Origin of the sequence: Micromonospora sp. WMMD736 (genome assembly GCF_049179015.1) — a bacterium.
Lineage (GTDB): Bacteria > Actinomycetota > Actinomycetes > Mycobacteriales > Micromonosporaceae > Micromonospora.
The window spans coordinates 3555622-3573298 of sequence record NZ_JBMHMI010000001.1; the positions used below are offsets into that span (position 1 = coordinate 3555622).

The window sequence follows — 17677 nt, forward strand, 5'->3', positions numbered from 1 at the left end:
ATCCGCCTTTTAATTCCCATCGCGGGCTTCATCGCCCGTTTCCTCCACCATTCCCGCCTCTGACTCTACCGGAGGGTAGCCAACTCGGCTCGCTGAGCCGAGTGCTATGCGGCCAGCTGTCCGATTGCCGAGGCAGCGATGCCGGTCAGCGGCAGCTCAGCGGTCTCGGCGACGGTGAACCAGCCCGCCCGCGCGGTCGAGCCACCGGCCGACTCGGTCACCACGGCGTCGGTGGGTACGTCCACCAGGACCCGGTAGACCACCCGGACGCCGTGCCAGTCCAACGGACGGCCCTCCGGGCCGAGCGCGGCCGGGTTGTGCAGGTTGTCCACGCCGAGCAGCTCCACCACACGGCCCACCTGACCACCCTCCTCCACCAGTTCCCGGAGCAGCCCGGTGGTCGGCTGCTCGCCGTGATCGGTGCCGCCGCCGGGCAGGTGCCACTTGCCGGCCCCGGGGTAGCCGTCGGCGATCTGGGTCAGCAGGATCCGCCCCGCCGGGTCGGTGACCATCCCGTACGCCCCGAAGCGCAACCGGCGATCCGGATGCGACGGCGTGGGCGGCTCGGTGGACGGGTACGCGTCGGCCGCGAGCGGAACGACGGGCAGGCCGAGCAGTTCGGCGCTGAACGGCGTCAACGGCAGCTCGGCCACGGCCTCGGGGGCGACCCAACGGGTCTCGATGCCACCGTCGGTGACGTCGGGCACACCGTCATCTACGGCCACGTCGAACAGCAGCCGGTCGGTGTGCACCGACACACCGTCACCCGCGCCGGTGTGCACGTCCGCGACGGCGGCCCGCAACCGGCCCACCGACACGGTCGATCCGGTCTGCTCGGTGAACGCGCGCGTCACGGCCCGCTCCGGGTGCTCGGCGTGCGCAAGGAGCCCTCCGGGCAGCGACCAGACCCGCGCCCCGCTCTCACGCACAACCAGAAACCGCCCCACATCCCCCAACAGCCCATAAGAACCAACCCGCCGCACCAACTCCACCCGCCCCACGCCCAGTCCCCCGTCCCCCGCAGCACCCGGTGATCATGAAGTTATCGCCGTCCATCTCGGCGTGTCCTGACAATAACTTCATGATCACCGCGAGGTGGGGGGGGTGGGGGTGGGGGTGGGGGTGGGGGTCAGGTTAGTTGGGCTGCTTGGACTGCTTCGGCGGTTACCTCGGTGAGGTGGTCGGTGGGAAGGGCGCCGAGTTCCTCGCGGGCGAACCAGCGGGCTTCGCAGGTGGAGCCGCCGACGTCGCCGATGATCAGCGGGTTGGGCTGGTCGACCACCACCCGGTAGAAGGCGCGTACGCCGTGCCAGTCGATGGGGTAACCCTCCGGGCCGAGCGAGGCGGCGTCGCGGTGGCTCGCCACACCGAGCAGCTCGACGAGGCGGCCGGCCTGGCCGGTCTCCTCGACCAGCTCCCGGATGAGCGCCGCGCCCGGCTGCTCGCCGTAGTCGGTGCCACCGCCGGGCAGGTGCCAGCAGCCGGCGCCCGGATAGCCGTCGGAGATGCGGGTGAGCAGCACCCGTCCGGCCGGGTCGGTGCACACCGCGTACGCGGCGAAGCGCTGCGCACGGTGCAGCCCGTCCGGGCCGGGGACCGCGTAGAAGGAGGGGAACTCGGGGGCCTCCTCGGGCACCACGTCGGCCGAGGAGGCGGGGAGGCCGAGCGCGCGGGCGGTGAAGGAGCGCAGCGGCAACTGACGCGCCTCGTCCAGCGTGTACCACCGGGCCAGGTCGGTGGGACGCTCGCCGGCCCGGTCGGCCAGCGTGCCGCCGCGCACCGCCACCCGGTAGATCAGGCGATCGGTGTGGATCGTGATGCCGCGCTCGGGCAACGCCCGCATGTCGGCGAGCACGTCGGACAGGCCGGAGACGGCGACCGAGAGGCCCGTCTCGGCGGCGGTCTCGCGGACCACCGTGTGGTGGGGGTCCTCGCCGTGGTCGACCGCCCCGCCGGGCAGGGACCATGTGCCGGGTGTGCCGGAGCGCTCCGATGCGCGGACCAGCAACACTCGGCCGTCTGAATCAGCACAAACTGCGTATGCCGCGATTTTGCGAAGCGGCTCCAGCATGGTGGTCACGGGTCCAAATTCTCCCCGGGCCGGGTTACCGGAACGGAAAAGAGTCGGATTCCTGACTTCTCGCTTCCCGCTCAGGGATCGATCAGGGTAGGGATCCGGGCGGTCACCGAGGGCAGGCCCGGCGTCGGCGCGGACCGTGGAGGCATGACACCTACCGCCGCTCCCCAGGCCCCGTACAAGCAGCTCCGGCGACCCACCACCGACCGCATGGTGGCGGGGGTCGCCAGTGGCCTCGGCCGCTACTTCGACGTCGACCCCACACTGGTCCGGGTGGCCTTCGCGGTCACCGGACTGCTCACCGGCGGGCTCGCGCTGCTCGCGTACCCGATCATGTGGTTCCTGATGCCCGAGGAGCCCACCGGCGCGCCCGCCTGGCCGCACCCGGCGGGCGTCGCGCCGACCGCCGGGTCCGCGCCCGACGGTCCACCGCCGGGGTACGCCCCGACGCCGCCCTACCCGCCGACGACCCCGCCGGCCGCGTGAGGCCGGTTCACTCCCACTCGATGGTGCCCGGCGGCTTGCTGGTCACGTCCAGCACCACCCGGTTGACCTCGGCGACCTCGTTGGTGATCCGGGTGGAGATCCGGGCGACGACCTCGTAGGGCAGCCGGGACCAGTCGGCGGTCATCGCGTCCTCGCTGGAGACCGGGCGCAGCACCACGGGATGCCCGTAGCTGCGCCCGTCACCCTGCACCCCGACACTGCGCACGTCGGCGAGCAGCACCACGGGGAACTGCCAGACGCCCCGGTCCAGGCCGGCGGCCGTCAGCTCCTCACGCGCGATCAGGTCGGCCTGACGCAGCAGGTCGAGGCGCTCCCGGTCGACGGCGCCGATGATCCGGATGGCGAGGCCAGGGCCCGGGAACGGGTGCCGCCAGACCATCGCCTCGGGCAGGCCGAGCTGGAGGCCGAGCGCCCGGACCTCGTCCTTGAAGAGCGTGCGCAGCGGCTCGACGAGCGCGAACTTCAGGTCCTCCGGCAGGCCACCGACGTTGTGGTGACTCTTGATGTTGGCGGTGCCGGTGCCGCCACCGGACTCGACGACGTCCGGGTAGAGGGTGCCCTGGACGAGGAACTCCACGTCACCGTGCGAGGCGATCTCCCGGGCGGCGGCCTCGAAGACCCGGATGAACTCCCGGCCGATGATCTTGCGCTTCTGCTCGGGGTCCGTCACCCCGGACAGCGCGCCGAGGAACCGCTCGGCCGCGTCGACCACCTTGAGCCTGATGCCGGTGGCCGCGACGTAGTCCTTCTCGACCTGCTCGGCCTCCCCCGCGCGCAGCAGGCCGTGGTCGACGAAGACGCAGGTGAGCTGGTCACCGACCGCCCGGTGCACCAGCGCGGCGGCGACCGCCGAGTCCACCCCGCCGGAGAGGCCGCAGATGACCTCCTTGTCGCCGACCTGCGCCCGGATCCGGGCCACCTGCTCGTCGATGATGTTCTCGGGCGTCCAGGTCGGCTCGATGCCGGCGATGTCGTACAGGAAGCGGGTGAGCATCTCCTGGCCGTGCGCGGTGTGCCCGACCTCCGGGTGGAACTGCACGCCGGCCCGACGGCCGGCGACGTCCTCGAAGGCGGCCACGGGCGCGCCCGCCGACTCGGCGGTCACCGTGAAGCCCTCGGGGGCCTCGGTGACGCAGTCGCCGTGGCTCATCCAGACGGGCAGGTCCGCCGGCAGGTCGCGGAGCAGCACGCCCGGCTCGGTGAGGCGGGGCCGCAGTGGAGTGCCGCCGTACTCACGGTTGCCCGTGTGCGCGACGGTGCCGCCGAGCGCCTGGGCCATCGCCTGGAAGCCGTAGCAGATGCCGAAGACCGGCACGTCCGCCGTGAACAGGCCGGCGTCGACCTGCGGGGCGTCCGGCGCGTACACGCTGGCGGGACCGCCGGAGAGGATGATCGCGGCCGGGTTCTTCGCCAGCATCTCGGCGACCGGCATGGAGTGCGGCACGATCTCGGAGTAGACCTTCGCCTCGCGAACCCGGCGCGCGATGAGCTGGGCGTACTGGGCTCCGAAGTCCACCACGAGGACGGGGCGAGGCAGGCTCATGTGCACAAAGCCTACCGAGTGTCACCCCCACCCCGTCCCTCCCCCCGCCCCTCCTGCCCCACGTCCCGCGATCTTGCACTTACTGTCCCGACAAAAGTCACGAAGCCCCCCGAAACAACAACACAAACCGCAAGATCGCGCGAGCCGTGGGGCCAGCCCGGGTCGATCATGGAGCTGTGGTGGGCAGATAGGGGGTGACGTGCGCCGTTTGCGGGGCACCACAACTCCATGATCGACGAGGGAGGGGCGGGGGCGGGGCGGGGGCGCGCGAGGGGCGGCGGGGTGTCAGGGGTGTAGGGCGGCGGGGGCGTGTGCGGGGACTGCTGGCGTGTGTGGGGGGACCGGCGGTAGCCGTCGGTACGGATCTCCGAGCGGGGGGCGGGGGTCTGCTTCGCCCTTGTTGGGCCAGAAGGACATCGCCCGCTCCGCCTGCGCGGTGATCGTCAGCGACGGGTTGACCCCGAGGTTGGCGGAGACCGCCGCGCCATCGACCACGTGCAGCCCCGGATGGCCGTACACCCGGTGCCAGGGGTCGACCACGCCGTCGGCGGGGGTGGCGCCGATCACCGCCCCGCCCAGGATGTGTGCGGTGACCGGGATGTCGAACGGCTCGGTCAGCGAGCCGCCGGGCGTACCGCCGATCTCCTCGGCGAGCAGTCGGGTGGCGGTGTTGCCGGCCGGGATCCACGTCGGACTCGGGGTGCCGTGCCCTGGCCCCGCGACCAGGCGGCGACCCCACAGACCGCGCCGCCAGCGGGTGGTCAACGAGTTGTCGACCGACTGCATCACCAGGGCGATCACCGTCCGCTCCGACCAGCCGCGCACGGTCAGCATCCGCGCGGCCAGGCCCGGCTGCCGGACGATGCTGCCCAGCCAGCGCCGGACCCGGTGCGGCCCGCCGTCGACCAGCAGCGACTGGAGCAGGCCCATGGCGTTCGAGCCGCGACCGTAGCGGACCGGCTCGATGTGGGTCTGCGGATCGGGGTGGAACGAACTGGTGATCGCCACCCCCTCGGTGAAGTCGGTCCTCTGCTGCCGGGCCCGTTGCCGGGGGATCGACGCGCCGAGGATCGCCTCGGAGTTGGTGCGGGTCAGCGCGCCCAGCCGGTCGGACAGGCGCGGCAACGCCCCGGTGGCCTTCATCTCGTGCAGCAGCCGCTGGGTGCCGAGCGCCCCGGCCGCGAAGACCACCTGGTCGGCGTGGATGACCTGCCGCCGTCGGCGCAACCACGCCCCGGTGCGCTCGGTGTGCACCTCGTACCCGCCGCCGCTGGCCGGCCGGACGGCCGTCACCGTGGTCAGCGGGTGGACTGTGGCACCCAGCCGCTCGGCGAGCCAGAGGTAGTTCTTGGCCAGCGTGTTCTTGGCGCCGTGCCGGCAGCCGGTCATGCACGAGCCGCAGTGCAGGCAGCCGGTGCGCTGCGGGCCGACACCACCGAAGTAGGGGTCGGCGACGCGTTCACCCGGACGGCCGATGTGCACACCGACCGGGGTGGCGTGGAAGGTGTGCCCCACCCCCATCCGGTCGGCCACCGCCCGCATCGCGCGGTCCGCGCCCGTCTCGATCGGGTACGTGGTGACGCCGAGCATCCGTTTCGCCTGGTCGTAGTGGCGGGCCAACTCGTCCCGCCAGTCCGTGACGTCGCGCCACTGCGGATCGGCGTAGAAGGCGTCCAGCGGCTCGTAGAGGGTGTTCGCGTAGACCAGCGACCCGCCGCCCACCCCGGCCCCGGAGAGCACCAGCACACCGCCGGACCGGCCGGCGGCCGAGCGGAGCAGGGTGAGCCGCTGGATCCCGTAGCAGCCCAGCTTCGGCGCCCAGAGGAACCGGCGCAGACGCCACGACGTCTGCGGGAACTCGTCGTCGGCGAAGCGACGGCCGGCCTCGACGACACCGACCGAATAGCCCTTCTCGGCCAGCCGCAGCGCGGTGACGCCGCCGCCGAAGCCGGACCCGATGACGACCACGTCGTACCGCATGGACGCATCATTACTCGCGAGTAGCGCTCGCGCCAGCGCCCGTTTTCGCGCGATCATGCACCGGCCGACCGACCCGTCGCCTCCCGGCCGCAACCCGGAGCACCCGTCGGAGCGTTGTTCCGGATACGGGTGGAGGGAAGCACACGATGATCCTGGAGTCGATGGAGCCGCGCCGACGCTGGCTGCTGCTCGGGCTCGCGGCGCTCGCCGTCGTCGCGTTGGTCGTCGGCGGAGCGGCGGTGATCACGCGACTGAGCGGCGACGACAAGCCCGCCAGCACCCCCCTGGCAGGCTCGCCGAGCCCGTCGCCGGTCGCCACGCCCAGCCCGAGCCCGACCGGCCCGCCGCCGGGCGCGAACATCACCGGCCCGTTGACCCTGCTGCTGGTCGGCGTGGACACTCGGGTCAGCGTGCCGGGCTGGGAGCCGCACTCCGACGCCGTCCTGGTGCTGCACGTGCCGAAGGGCCTGGGCCGGGCGTACCTCTTCTCGCTCCCCCGTGACCTACTGGTGGACATCCCGCCGTTCCCCAAGGCCGGCTACAAGGGCGGCAAGACCAAGCTCACCCACTCGATGAGCTACGGCAGTCGGGTGCCGGGCAAGCCCAAGCAGCCGAGCACGGCCCAGGGGTACGAACTGCTGCGCAGCACGGTGAGCGGCTACACCGGGCTGCGGATCGACGCGGGCGCCGTGCTCACCTTCGGCGGGTTCGACAAGCTGGTGAACGCCCTCGGCGGGGTGGACATCTACGTCGACCAGCGGGTCGCGTCCCTGCACCGCAAGCCGGACGGCACGTACCGGGACAGCGCGCCCGGTGGCTACACCGGACCGCAGAAGGTGTACGAGAAGGGCGAACAGCACCTCAACGGCTGGCAGGCGCTTGACTACGCCCGGCAGCGCTACATCACCGGCGGCGACTACGCCCGCCAGCGTCACCAGCAGCAACTGATCAAGGCCTTGACCCGCAAGATCCTCGACGAGGGTCTGGCCCGGCAGCCCGAGCGCGTCGACCAGGTGGTCGCCGCCCTGGGCAACACCCTGGTGTACGTCGGCGGCGACCGCATCGTCGACCTGGCGTACGCGCTCAGCGGGGTGCCGGAGAACCAGTTCACCCTGGTCGGCCTGCCCGGCTCCGGCGTCGGCAAGGGCAGCGCCTACCGCGGCGAACAGCTCACCAGCGAGGGCCGGAAGTTCATTACCGAACTCCGCGCCGGCCGCGCCGACGCGTACCTGAAAACCCACCCCAACCTGGTCGTCAAGAATTGACCGCCGACCCCCCTGAACCCCCGCGACGCTTCTATAGGTGGGCCGGTTCCGGGAGGCTGGCATCGGTAGGGTTCGACGTCGGTGATCGACGAGTGACTCATGCAAGATCTGGCCGCCGTCAGAGGGTGTGCCGTGGAGTGCGACTTGTCCTCGTGGGTTACCGGCGTCGGCCCGGCCCACCTTGCTGGCCTGATCAGAAGCCTGTCCGCGACTGGTATCGCGTGACTCATCACAGATATGCCGCCGGGTGATCGTCTCCCGGGCCGACGCCGTCCGAACGTCGTCCCGTGCAAGGGAGAAGCGTCCGTGTCTTGCATCCTGACAGATCGCCTGGCCGACCGTGTCGACGCGGTTATCGGTGTGGATACCCATACCGATACGCACACCGCTGTGGTCAGCACCCCGGTCGGGACCGTGTTGGCCGAGATCACCGTGCCGGCCACCGCCGACGGTGCCGCTGTTCTGCTGGCCTGGGCCCGGCAGCAGACGAGCGTGCTGGGAACGGGCCGGCGGGCCTGGGCCCTGGACGGTGCCCGCTGTCACGGTGTCGGCCTGCTACGGGTCCTGCGTGCCGCGGGTGAAGATGTCCTGGAAGCACCCAAACCCGCGACCGGCCGCCGCCGGCGAGGCGGCAAGTCCGACGCGCTGGACGCCGTGCACGCCGCTCGTGCCGTGCTGGCCGCCGATCACGTCGCCGTGCCCCGCATCGACGGCGACCGGGAATCCCTGCGCCTGCTGCACGTCTGCCGCCGCCACTACAGCGACACCCGTACCGCCACCATCAACCTGTTCAAATCGGTGATCCTCACCGCCGACGACGACCTACGCACCCAACTACGTGGCCTGAGCACCCTGCGGCAGGTCCAGCACGCCACCACCCTCACCAACGACAACAGCGGCGACCACCTACGCCGCAGTCAACTAGCAGCCCTCGCCGAGCAGATCCTGACCCTCGACCGGCTCCTGAAAGCCAACCTCACCGAGATCCGCACCCTGGTCGACAAACTCTGCCCGACCCTGCTCGACCAACCCGGCATCGGCCCCGTCACCGCCGCGATCACCCTGACCGCCTGGTCACACCCCGGCCGGTTCCGCAGCGAAGCCGCATTCGCCTCACTCGCCGGCGTCAGCCCCGTCCCCGCCAGCTCCGGCCGCACCGTCCGCCACCGCCTCAACCGAGGCGGCGACCGCACCCTCAACGCCGCCCTGCACACCATCGCCAAAGCCCGACAACGCTGCCACCAACCCACCAAGGACTACGTCAACCGCCGCACCACCCAAGGCCACACCCCAGCCGAGATCACCCGCAGCCTCAAACGCTACATAGCCCGCCAAATCTGGCGCATCCTCGAAGCCACCGCTTGACAGCAACCCTCACAGATCTTGCACTTTCGGTTGCCGATTGGGCCGTACTCGCCCCTTTTGCCGGCGCAGAAAGTGCAAGATCGCGGGGAGTGGGGAGTGGGGGTCAGAGCTTCTTGGGCTGGGCGGGCTTCTTGGTGCCGTACAGCCACGCGTCGAAGAGGGCGTCGAGCTGCTTGCCGGAGATCCGCTCGGCGAGGGCCACGAACTCGGCGGTGGTGGCGGTGCCGTTGCGCTTCTCCGCCGCCCAGGTCTTGACGATCTCGAAGAACGCCTTGTCACCGACGGCCACCCGCAGCGCGTGCAGGGTCATCCCGCCGCGCTGGTAGACCGACTCGCTGAACAGTTCCTTCATGCCCGGCTTGCCCGGCGGGGTCTTCCACACCCTGGCGGGCACCCGCTCGTACCGGATGTCGAAGGCCTGCTTGGCGGTGTACTCCTTGGTGTGCTCGGCCCACAGCCACTCCGCGTACGTCGCGAAGCCCTCGTTGAGCCAGATGTCCTCCCACTTGGCCAGCGCCACGCTGTCGCCGAACCACTGGTGGGCCAGCTCGTGGGCGACCACCTCGGTGTTCTCGCCCCGCCGGAAGAAACCGGCCGAGTAGACCGGGCGGCTCTGCGTCTCCAGCGCGTACGAGATCCGGCTGTCCGAGACCACCACACCGCCGTACGCGTCGAACGGATACGGCCCGAAGACGGTCTCCAGGTAGTCGGCCACCTTGACGGTCTGCGCGATCGACGAGTCGGAGGCGCCCTTGGCCACCTTGGTGGTGACCGCGCTGTACACCGGCTTCCCCTTGTGCTGGCCCGTGGTGATCCGGAACTTGCCGATCACCACGTTGCTCAGGTAGCTGGCCATCGGCGACTTCTCCGACCACTTCCAGGTGGTCCAGCCGTCCGTGGTGGTGCTGCCGCCCGGCACACCGTTGCTGACGGCGGTCAGGCCCTGCGGGACGGTGATCTCGAAGTCGTACGCGGCCTTGTCCGACGGGTGGTCGTTGACCGGGAACCAGGTGCTCGCCGACTCGGGCTGGCCCAGGGCGATAGCACCGTCGGCGGTGTGCAGGAACCCGCCCTCGCCGAGCGCCTCGTTCTTCAGCGGCTTCGGCACACCCTCGTACGCGATCTCCACCACGAATCCGTTGCCCGTGATGAGGCCGGCCGCCGGAGTGATGACCAGCTCGTTCTTGTTCCGGGTGTGGGTGGCCGGCGCGGCGTCCACGGTGACCGTCTTGACGGTGAGGCCCGCCAGGTCGAGGTTGAAGGACGACAGGTCGGCCGTCGCGGTCGCCTGCACGGTGGTCGTACCCGTCAACCGGTCCTTGGCCGGGTCGTAGCGCACCTTGACGACGTACTTCCCGACGTCGTACCCGCCGTTGCCGTAGCTGGGGAAGTACGCGTCGCCGACTCCGGCCGCACCGGCGGTGAAGGTCCGCGACGGCGTCGGGGACGCGCTCGGCGACGGCGGTGCCGCCTCCGGAGTGGACGAGTCGCATCCGGACAACACGAGCGCCCCGGTCACCAGCAGACCGATCCCCGCCCGCAGCCTGTGCCGCTTACCCCGCATCACGAACCTCCCCGTACGTCCGGTGCGGAGGGCCGCGCCACCCCGCGCGACCGGCGCTCCTGCCCGATCGCAGGCGGCAGCCTATCGATAGATGATCACGGGGTCGTCACGGCAGGGTCGGTGCCGCTCCGCCCGCCAGCCAGGCGTCGAGGAGCGGACGGAGCGGTCGGTCGGCCACCCGCTCGGCCAGCGCCACGAAGTCGGAGGTGGTGGCGTTTCCGGTCGCCCGCTCGGACGTCCAGGTGCGCAGGATGCGGAAGAAGGTGTCATCGCCGACCGTCCGGCGCAGCGCGTGCACGGCGAGCGCGCCGCGCTTGTAGACGGCGGTGCCGAACATCCGCTCCCGGCCCGGCTCGACCGACGGCTCCGACCAGTCGGTCGACGCGTACTGGAGCTCGAAGTTGCGCTGCGCGGTCCGGCCGCCGTCGTGCTCCTCCCACAGCCACTCGGCGTAACTGGCGAAGCCCTCGTTGAGCCAGATGTCGCTCCACCTGCGCAGGGACACGCTGTCGCCGAACCACTGGTGGGCCAGCTCGTGCGCCACCACCCCGGGGTTCGGGCGGTCCCCGGTGAAGAAGGCAGGCCCGTAGACCGGCCGGGACTGCGTCTCCAACGCGTACCCGATCCGCTCGTCGGCGACCACGATCCCGCCGTACGAGTCGAAGGGGTACGGACCGAAGCGGCTGGCCAGGAAGTCGACGATCTCCCCGGTGCGGGCCACCGAGCCGGCCGCGCCACCGTTCGCCGGCAGGCTCGCGGCGACCGCGGTGACCATCGGCCTTCCGGCGTGGGTGCCGGTGACCACCCGGTAGTTCCCGATCACGAGGGTGCTCAGGTAGCTCGCCATCGGGGTGCGCTCCGACCAGCGCCAGGTCGTCCACCCGTCGGCGCTGCTGCGGGGACCGGGCACCCCGTTGCTCAACGCGGACAGTCCGTCCGGGACGGTCACCGCGATGTCGTAGCTGGCCTTGTCCGACGGGTGGTCGTTGACCGGGAACCAGGTGGCCGCCGATTCGGGCTGGCCGAGGGCGATGGCCCCGTCGGCGGTGTGCAGGAAACCGCCGCTGCCCAGCGCGCCGTCGTCGACGGGAGTGGGCACTCCCGCGTAGTCGACGGTCACCGTGAACGACCGGCCGCGGGCGAGCCCGTCGCGCGGGGTCACCACCAGCTCGCCGTCGTCGCGGCGGTGCTGGGCGCGCTTGCCGGCCACGGTCACCTCGTCGACGCTCAGGCCGACCAGGTCCAGGTTGAACCGGGACAGCTGCTGGGTCGCGGTCGCCGTGATGGTGGCCCGCCCGGTGAGCCGGTCGGTCCTCGGGTCGTAGCGGACGTCCAGCCCGTAGTGCGTGACGTCGTAGCCGCCGTTGCCGCGGCCCGGCACGTACGGGTCACCGGCGTCCGCCGCACCGGGCCGGAAGCCGTCGTCGTCGCCCGTGCAGCCGGCCGGGGTCAGCGCGAGGACGCAGCCCAGCGCCGCCACCACGACGGTCAGCCGACGGCCGTACGGTCTCCGTCCGCTCCGGACCATGCACGACTCCCTCGGTGCCGACTCCCGGTCAGGACGAGCGTAGCCAGCGGCGTCGGGCCGGAGGCCGGTATCGACGATCATCAGTTACTTTCGTTGATACAAGCAAAAGTTCGCGAGAATCGATGCTTTCTTTTGGCTTCGACCGACGTTAGTGTCGGTCCCCAAGATGTAACGCGTTCGGAACATCACCGTCCCTGGCCTCGCCGGGAACGCCGAACAGGCGCTCGGCGGCGCCTCCGCGACCCGACCCTCGTCGCGCCTCTGCTGATCGTCACCGATGGCAATCGCCGTCGCGAAAGGTGGAACGATGCCAGACCACACCGCCCCCAACACCCCCTTAACCGGTCGGCTCAGCCGCCGCTCCCTGCTCGCCGCCTCGGCCGGCGCGGCCGCCGCGCTCGGTGCCGCCGGCCTGCCGGTCCTCGCCACCGGCACCCCCGCGCTCGCCCACCCGAAGGACAAGGGCAAGAGCAAGCTGCGGGTCGAACCGCTGATCCCGGCGCAGAACCGCGGCATCATCCTCTACAGCGTCCGGGACCGGATCACCGCCGGGCCGGACGACAGCGGCGTGCCGTACGGCTTCGAACGGGTCCTCGCCCGCCTCGCCGAGATCGGCTACAAGGAGATCGAGTTCGCCGGCTACACCCAGAGCACGGAGATCCTCGGCCGGCAGATCACCCCCCGCGAGATCCGCAAGATCCTGGACGACAACGGCCTCGTCGCCAACGGCACGCACGCCTCGATCCAGGCGGCCACCTTCCAGCAGCAGCTGGACATCGCCGAGGAACTCGGCATGAAGAACATCGGCACCGGAAGCGACCCGACCAACAGCGCGTACCAGGCCGACTGGGACGCCGCCGCCGACACCTGGAACGAGCTGGGTCGCCAGGCCCACGCCCGGGGCATGCGGCTCTACACGCACAACCACGACGTGGCGTACAGCTTCCTGCTCGACTCCGGGCCGCTGGACGCGCAGGGCCGCCCCACCCGCTCGTCGGGCATCCGGCGGCTGGAGTACTTCTTCGGCCGGACCGATCCCCGGTACGTCTTCTTCGAGTTCGACATCTACTGGGGCTACGTGGCCCGGTACAAGCACCAGAAGTACGTCGACCCGGCCGGTCGGGAGCAGACCGACCTGTTCGACCCGATCCTCAACGTGGCCGACCGGACCACCCGGTTCCCGCTCTTTCACGCCAAGGACGGCGACCGGGACACCAGCGTGCCGAACGGCCACCAGATGGTCCCGCTCGGCGAGGGCGACATCAACTTCCAGCAGTTCTTCCAGACCATCGGTGAGCGGGACTTCCACCACGCCAACTGGGAGATGGACACCGCGCCCGGCGGCACCACGAACCGGGGGCAGTCGCTGGACTTCGCGGCGCTCAGCTACCGCAACATGTCCGACCTGACCATCTACCTCAAGAAGTAACGCGAAGGCCGGCCCCGCAGCGTCGCGGGGCCGGCCTTCGTTGGTACGAGGAGCGCGTCAGCGGTCGAGGACCAGGCCGACCTTCTGGAACTCCTTGAGGTCGCGGTAGCCGCACTTGGCCATGGCCCGACGCAGCCCACCGAACAGGTTGAGCTGGCCGTCGGCCTCGTCCGCCGGACCGAAGAGCAGCTGCTCCATCGAGCCCAGCGGCTCACCGGACACCTCGAAGGCGCCCCGGGGCAGCGACGGGTGGCTGGCCGCCGAGTGCCACCAGGCACCACCGGCCGGCGCCTCGTCGCAGAGCGACAGCGGCTCGCCGAGCATCACCGCGTCCGCGCCGCAGCCGAGGGCCTTGGCGATGTCACCGGAGGTCTGGATGTCACCGTCGGCGATCAGGTGCACGTACCGGCCACCCGTCTCGTCGAGGTAGTCCCGGCGGGCCGCCGCGGCGTCCGCGATGGCGGTGGCCATCGGCACCCGGATGCCCAGCACCGACTCGGTCGTCGACCACTCGTCGCCACCGATGCCCACGATCACACCGGCCGCGCCGGTCCGCATCAGGTGCAGCGCGGTCTTGTAGTCGGTGCAGCCGCCGACGATCACCGGCAGGTCGAGGTCGGCGATGAACTCCTTGAGGTTCAGCGGCTCGTCGGTCGTCGACACGTGCTCGGCCGAGACGATGGTGCCCTGGATGACCAGGATGTCCACCCCGGCGTCCAGGATCACCGGCGCCAGCGCGAGGGTGTGCTGCGGGGAGACCCGCACCGCCACCGTGCCGCCGCCGGCGCGCAGCTCGCGCACCCGCTCGGCGATCAGGTCGGGACGGATCGGCTCCGCGTAGACCTCCTGGAGTCGCTTGGTGGCACGGGCATCCTCGTCGAGGCCGGCCAGCTCGTCCAGCACCTTGGTCGGGTTCTCGTAGCGGGTCCAGAGCCCCTCGACGTTGAGCACGCCGAGACCGCCGAGCTGGCCCAGCCGGACCGCCGACGACGGGCTCATGGTGGCGTCCGAGGGGTGCCCGACGCAGGGGATGCCGAACGGGTACGCGTCGAGCTGCCACGCGGTCGAGACGTCGTCGACGTCCCGGGTCCGGCGGCTCGGCACGATGGCGATGTCGTCCAGGTGGTAACCGCGCTGCGCGGTCTTGCCCAGCCCGATCTCGACCACGTCACGCATGGGGGACTCCAGATTGTTGGGGGATGGTCAGCGGGAGTGGTAGTTCGGCGCCTCGACGGTCATCTGGATGTCGTGCGGGTGGCTCTCCTTGAGCCCGGCCGCGGTGATCCGGATCAGCTGGCCACGCCGGTGCAGCTCGGGGATGCTCTCCGCGCCGACGTACCCCATGGCGGCCCGCAACCCGCCGATGAGCTGGTGGGCGACCGCGGACAGCGGGCCCCGGTAGGGCACCTGACCCTCGACGCCCTCGGGGACCAGCTTGTCCTCGGCGAGCACATCCTGCTGGAAGTACCGGTCCTTGGAGTACGACTTGGCCTGCCCCCGGGACTGCATCGCGCCGAGCGAGCCCATTCCGCGGTACGCCTTGTACTGCTTGCCGTTGATGAAGATCAGCTCGCCGGGGCTCTCCTCGCAGCCGGCCAGCAGGCTGCCGAGCATCACGGTGTCCGCACCGGCGACCAGGGCCTTGGCGATGTCGCCCGAGTACTGGATGCCACCGTCACCGATCACCGGCACGCCGGCCGGGCGGGCGGCCCGGGCCGCCTCCATGATCGCGGTGATCTGCGGGACACCGACGCCGGCGACGATCCGGGTCGTGCAGATCGCGCCCGGGCCCACACCCACCTTGATGCCGTCGGCGCCGGCCTCGACCAGCGCCTTCGCGCCGGCGTACGTGGCCACGTTGCCGCCCACGATGTCGATCGTGACGTCCTTCTTGAGCCGGCGGACCATGTCCAGCACGGCCCGCTGGTGCCCGTGCGCCGTGTCCACGATCAGCACGTCGACGCCCGCGTCGACCAGCGTGCGGGCCCGCTTGTACGCGTCCTCGCCCACACCCACGGCGGCGGCCACCCGCAGCCGGCCGGCGTCGTCCTTGGTGGCGTTCGGGTACTGCTCGCTCTTGGTGAAGTCCTTCACGGTGATCAGCCCGCGCAGCCGGCCGGAGTCGTCCACGATCGGCAGCTTCTCGACCTTGTGCTGGCGCAGCAGCGCCAGCGCGTCGTCCTTGCTCACCCCGACCGGGGCGGTGACCAGCGGCGTCCGGGTCATGATCTCGCGGACCGGAGTGTCCGGCTCGGAAACGAAGCGCATGTCGCGGTTGGTGACGATGCCGACCAACTGGCCGTTGCCGTCCACCACCGGCACGCCGGAGATGCGGTACCGCCCACACAGCTCGTCGACCTCGCGCAGCGTGTCGTCCGGGCTGGCGGTCACCGGGTTGGTGATCATGCCGGACTCGGAGCGCTTCACCAGGTCGACCTGGAGCGCCTGGTCCTCCAGGGACAGGTTGCGGTGCAGCACACCGATGCCACCCTGGCGGGCCATGGCGATCGCCATCCGCGCCTCGGTGACCGTGTCCATGGCGCTGGACAGCAGCGGTACGGTCAGTTCGACGTTGCGGGTGAGCTTCGTCCGGGTGTTGACCCGGCTGGGCACCACGTCCGACTCGCCCGGCTGGAGCAGCACGTCGTCGAAGGTGAGCCCGAGCGGAACGACCCGGGCCGAGCCGGCGGGCAGCTCGGGCAGGTGGCCGCCCAGGTCGGCGTGCTCGACGCCGGCCGGAAGATCGGTACTGGGCGAATTTTCCACGATTGCTCCCCTGAGCTGCTCGGATGGGCTTCAGCGAGGTGGCGCGGGCGGGCACCGGAACACGCCACGGTGCCGGCACGTCGTCTCATCGTACCCAGTGAGCTGCGCGACCTGGATCGGCGGCGGTTGCCTCGGCGCGGTGCCCGGGGGCGGACGTTGCCGCCGCGTTGGGTCTACGGTGAGGGGGTGCACGACGAGCCCATCGACCCGTTCAACGGCGACCCGGCCGACCCGACCGCCGGGCTGGACGATCCGGGCGACGACACGACGCCGGATCCGCTGACCGACGTCGAGCGGCAGGACGTGCTAGAGGATCTCGCCGACCTGGAGATCTACCAGGCCCTGCTGGCGCCCATCGGGGTGCGCGGGCTGGTCATCGAATGCGAGGACTGCCGGGAGCCGCACTACTTCGACTGGGACCTGCTGCGGGGCAACCTGCGGCACCTGCTCAACTCCGGGCGGCCCCGCGTGCACGAGCCGGCGTACGACCCGGACCCGGACCACTACGTGACCTGGGACTACGCCCGTGGTTACGCCGACGGGGTGCACGACACCCTGACCGAGGGCACCGAGGACGAACCGGGCACCGCCACCACCGCCGACTGACGTCCCGCTGCCCGGGGCGCTCAAGATCGTGCTGGAACCGGGAAGTAGTGGCCTCGCCGCGCGGAGAGACCACTACTGCCAGGTTCGAGCACGATCAAGGGCGGGGCGCGGCTCGCCGTGGCGCGGCGCGGCCGGTCAGGAGACCAGGCCGGCTCGGAAGCCGGCGGCGACCGCGTGGGCGCGGTCCCGGGCGCCGAGCTTGCGGAACAGCCGGCGCGCGTGTGTCTTGACGGTGTCCTCCGACACGAACAGTTCCCGGCCGATCTCCGCGTTGCTCTTGCCCTCGGCCATGCCCAGCAGCACCTGGAGTTCCCGTTCGGTGAGCCCGATCGAGGATCGGCTGCCGCGCGCGCCCGGACCGGGCCGGATGGCGTCGGACTGCCCGGTGGCGGTCCCGTCGGTGGCCGGCTCGACCTCGTCGTCACCCCGCTGCACGGGTACCGAGGCCACGCCCGCCGGCCCGTCGCCGGTCGCGGCGGTCCAGCCGGGCTCGGCGGCGCCGCGTACCGACGGGGTCGAGCGGGTCGAGCCGCCGACCGCCGCCGCGTCCCGCGCCGGGTCGGTGACCCGCTGCCGGGAGGCCCGGCCGGGCGCGGTCAGCAGGAGCAGGGCCTTCGCCACCGCGCTGGTGAGGTCGTGGTCGGCGTTCTGGATCAACCCACGGGCACCGGCGCTGATGGTGGCGGCCGCCGCCTCGGATTCCTCGGTGCCGAGCAGCACGACCGCGGCCTGCGGTGCGCGGGCCAGCACCCGGCGGACGAAGCCCGCGCTGTCCGGCCGGGTGAGGGCCGTGTCGGCCAGGACCACGTCGGCCGGTCGTTCGGCCAGTCGCAGCATCACCTCGGGATCGGAGACGGCGGTACGAACGATCGCGGACAAACCCAGCCGCGCGGCAGCAGAAGTGAGGTGCTGAGCCGCGAGCGGTGTCCGAACGCACACAAGAACGGTACGCACTGTGATGGTCTCCTCTCCGCACACGAGCAGACCATGACGGCGTCGGCTGGGGAGGAGGTTCCCGGCAATCATCTGAACTTTTCCGACAGATGG

14 protein-coding genes are annotated in these 17677 nt (G+C 71.2%); 5 read left to right on the forward strand and 9 right to left on the reverse strand.

Translation table 11 applies throughout. The features are described from left to right. Positions 1–104 precede the first annotated feature (104 nt). Both ACN269_RS15645 and ACN269_RS15650 read right to left on the reverse strand, forming a co-directional pair. Positions 105–992, reverse strand: a complete 888-nt coding sequence (locus ACN269_RS15645) for an NUDIX hydrolase (protein WP_421476365.1) — start codon at positions 990–992, stop codon at positions 105–107. A 137-nt stretch (positions 993–1129) separates the two neighbouring features. Then, a complete protein-coding gene (locus ACN269_RS15650; protein WP_421473140.1) occupies positions 1130–2080 on the reverse strand; it encodes an NUDIX hydrolase in 951 nt (316 codons plus the stop codon). 144 nt (positions 2081–2224) lie between these two features. Here ACN269_RS15650 and ACN269_RS15655 point away from each other — a divergent pair, with 144 nt between their 5' ends. After that, positions 2225–2563 carry a PspC domain-containing protein gene (locus ACN269_RS15655; RefSeq protein WP_421473141.1) on the forward strand — a complete coding sequence of 113 codons (339 nt, stop codon included), beginning with the start codon at positions 2225–2227 and terminating at the stop codon, positions 2561–2563. 7 nt (positions 2564–2570) lie between these two features. On the opposite strand, the gene guaA is transcribed toward ACN269_RS15655, so the two are convergent. Then, positions 2571–4127: a glutamine-hydrolyzing GMP synthase gene (guaA, locus tag ACN269_RS15660; RefSeq protein ID WP_421473142.1), complete on the reverse strand. Its 1557-nt coding sequence runs from the start codon at positions 4125–4127 to the stop codon at positions 2571–2573. A 285-nt stretch (positions 4128–4412) separates the two neighbouring features. After that, positions 4413–6107 (reverse strand): FAD-dependent oxidoreductase, encoded by a 1695-nt coding sequence (locus tag ACN269_RS15665; protein ID WP_421473143.1) that lies wholly within the window; start codon positions 6105–6107, stop codon positions 4413–4415. 146 nt (positions 6108–6253) lie between these two features. Between ACN269_RS15665 and ACN269_RS15670 the strand changes: the two genes are divergently transcribed. Together ACN269_RS15670 and ACN269_RS15675 are read left to right on the forward strand one after the other, a co-directional pair. Beyond that, entirely contained in the window at positions 6254–7372 is a 1119-nt protein-coding gene (locus tag ACN269_RS15670; RefSeq protein ID WP_421473144.1) for an LCP family protein, read from the forward strand. A gap of 390 nt (positions 7373–7762) precedes the next feature. Further along, on the forward strand, positions 7763–8737 hold the full coding sequence (locus ACN269_RS15675; protein ID WP_421472077.1) for an IS110 family transposase: 975 nt from the start codon (positions 7763–7765) through the stop codon (positions 8735–8737). Positions 8738–8840: 103 nt separating this feature from the next. Here ACN269_RS15675 and ACN269_RS15680 read toward each other — a convergent pair whose 3' ends face one another. Both ACN269_RS15680 and ACN269_RS15685 read right to left on the reverse strand, forming a co-directional pair. After that, a complete protein-coding gene (locus tag ACN269_RS15680; protein WP_421473145.1) occupies positions 8841–10301 on the reverse strand; it encodes a M1 family metallopeptidase in 1461 nt (486 codons plus the stop codon). Positions 10302–10407: 106 nt separating this feature from the next. Further along, positions 10408–11829, reverse strand: coding sequence for a M1 family metallopeptidase (locus tag ACN269_RS15685; protein ID WP_421473146.1), 1422 nt, complete (start codon positions 11827–11829; stop codon positions 10408–10410). Positions 11830–12136: 307 nt separating this feature from the next. On the opposite strand from ACN269_RS15685, the gene ACN269_RS15690 reads away from it, so the two are divergent. Further along, on the forward strand, positions 12137–13258 hold the full coding sequence (locus ACN269_RS15690; RefSeq protein ID WP_421473147.1) for a sugar phosphate isomerase/epimerase family protein: 1122 nt from the start codon (positions 12137–12139) through the stop codon (positions 13256–13258). A gap of 57 nt (positions 13259–13315) precedes the next feature. Here ACN269_RS15690 and ACN269_RS15695 read toward each other — a convergent pair whose 3' ends face one another. Beyond that, on the reverse strand, positions 13316–14434 hold the full coding sequence (locus tag ACN269_RS15695; RefSeq protein ID WP_421473148.1) for a GuaB3 family IMP dehydrogenase-related protein: 1119 nt from the start codon (positions 14432–14434) through the stop codon (positions 13316–13318). Positions 14435–14461: 27 nt separating this feature from the next. Beyond that, positions 14462–16024, reverse strand: a complete 1563-nt coding sequence (gene guaB / locus ACN269_RS15700) for an IMP dehydrogenase (protein ID WP_421473149.1) — start codon at positions 16022–16024, stop codon at positions 14462–14464. A gap of 186 nt (positions 16025–16210) precedes the next feature. Between guaB and ACN269_RS15705 the strand changes: the two genes are divergently transcribed. Beyond that, complete coding sequence (locus ACN269_RS15705; RefSeq protein ID WP_421473150.1) at positions 16211–16630, forward strand: DUF5319 domain-containing protein; 420 nt, start codon at positions 16211–16213, stop codon at positions 16628–16630. Between the two features lie 135 nt (positions 16631–16765). On the opposite strand, the gene ACN269_RS15710 is transcribed toward ACN269_RS15705, so the two are convergent. Continuing rightward, positions 16766–17584: a response regulator transcription factor gene (locus ACN269_RS15710; RefSeq protein ID WP_421473151.1), complete on the reverse strand. Its 819-nt coding sequence runs from the start codon at positions 17582–17584 to the stop codon at positions 16766–16768. Positions 17585–17677: the final 93 nt, after the last annotated feature.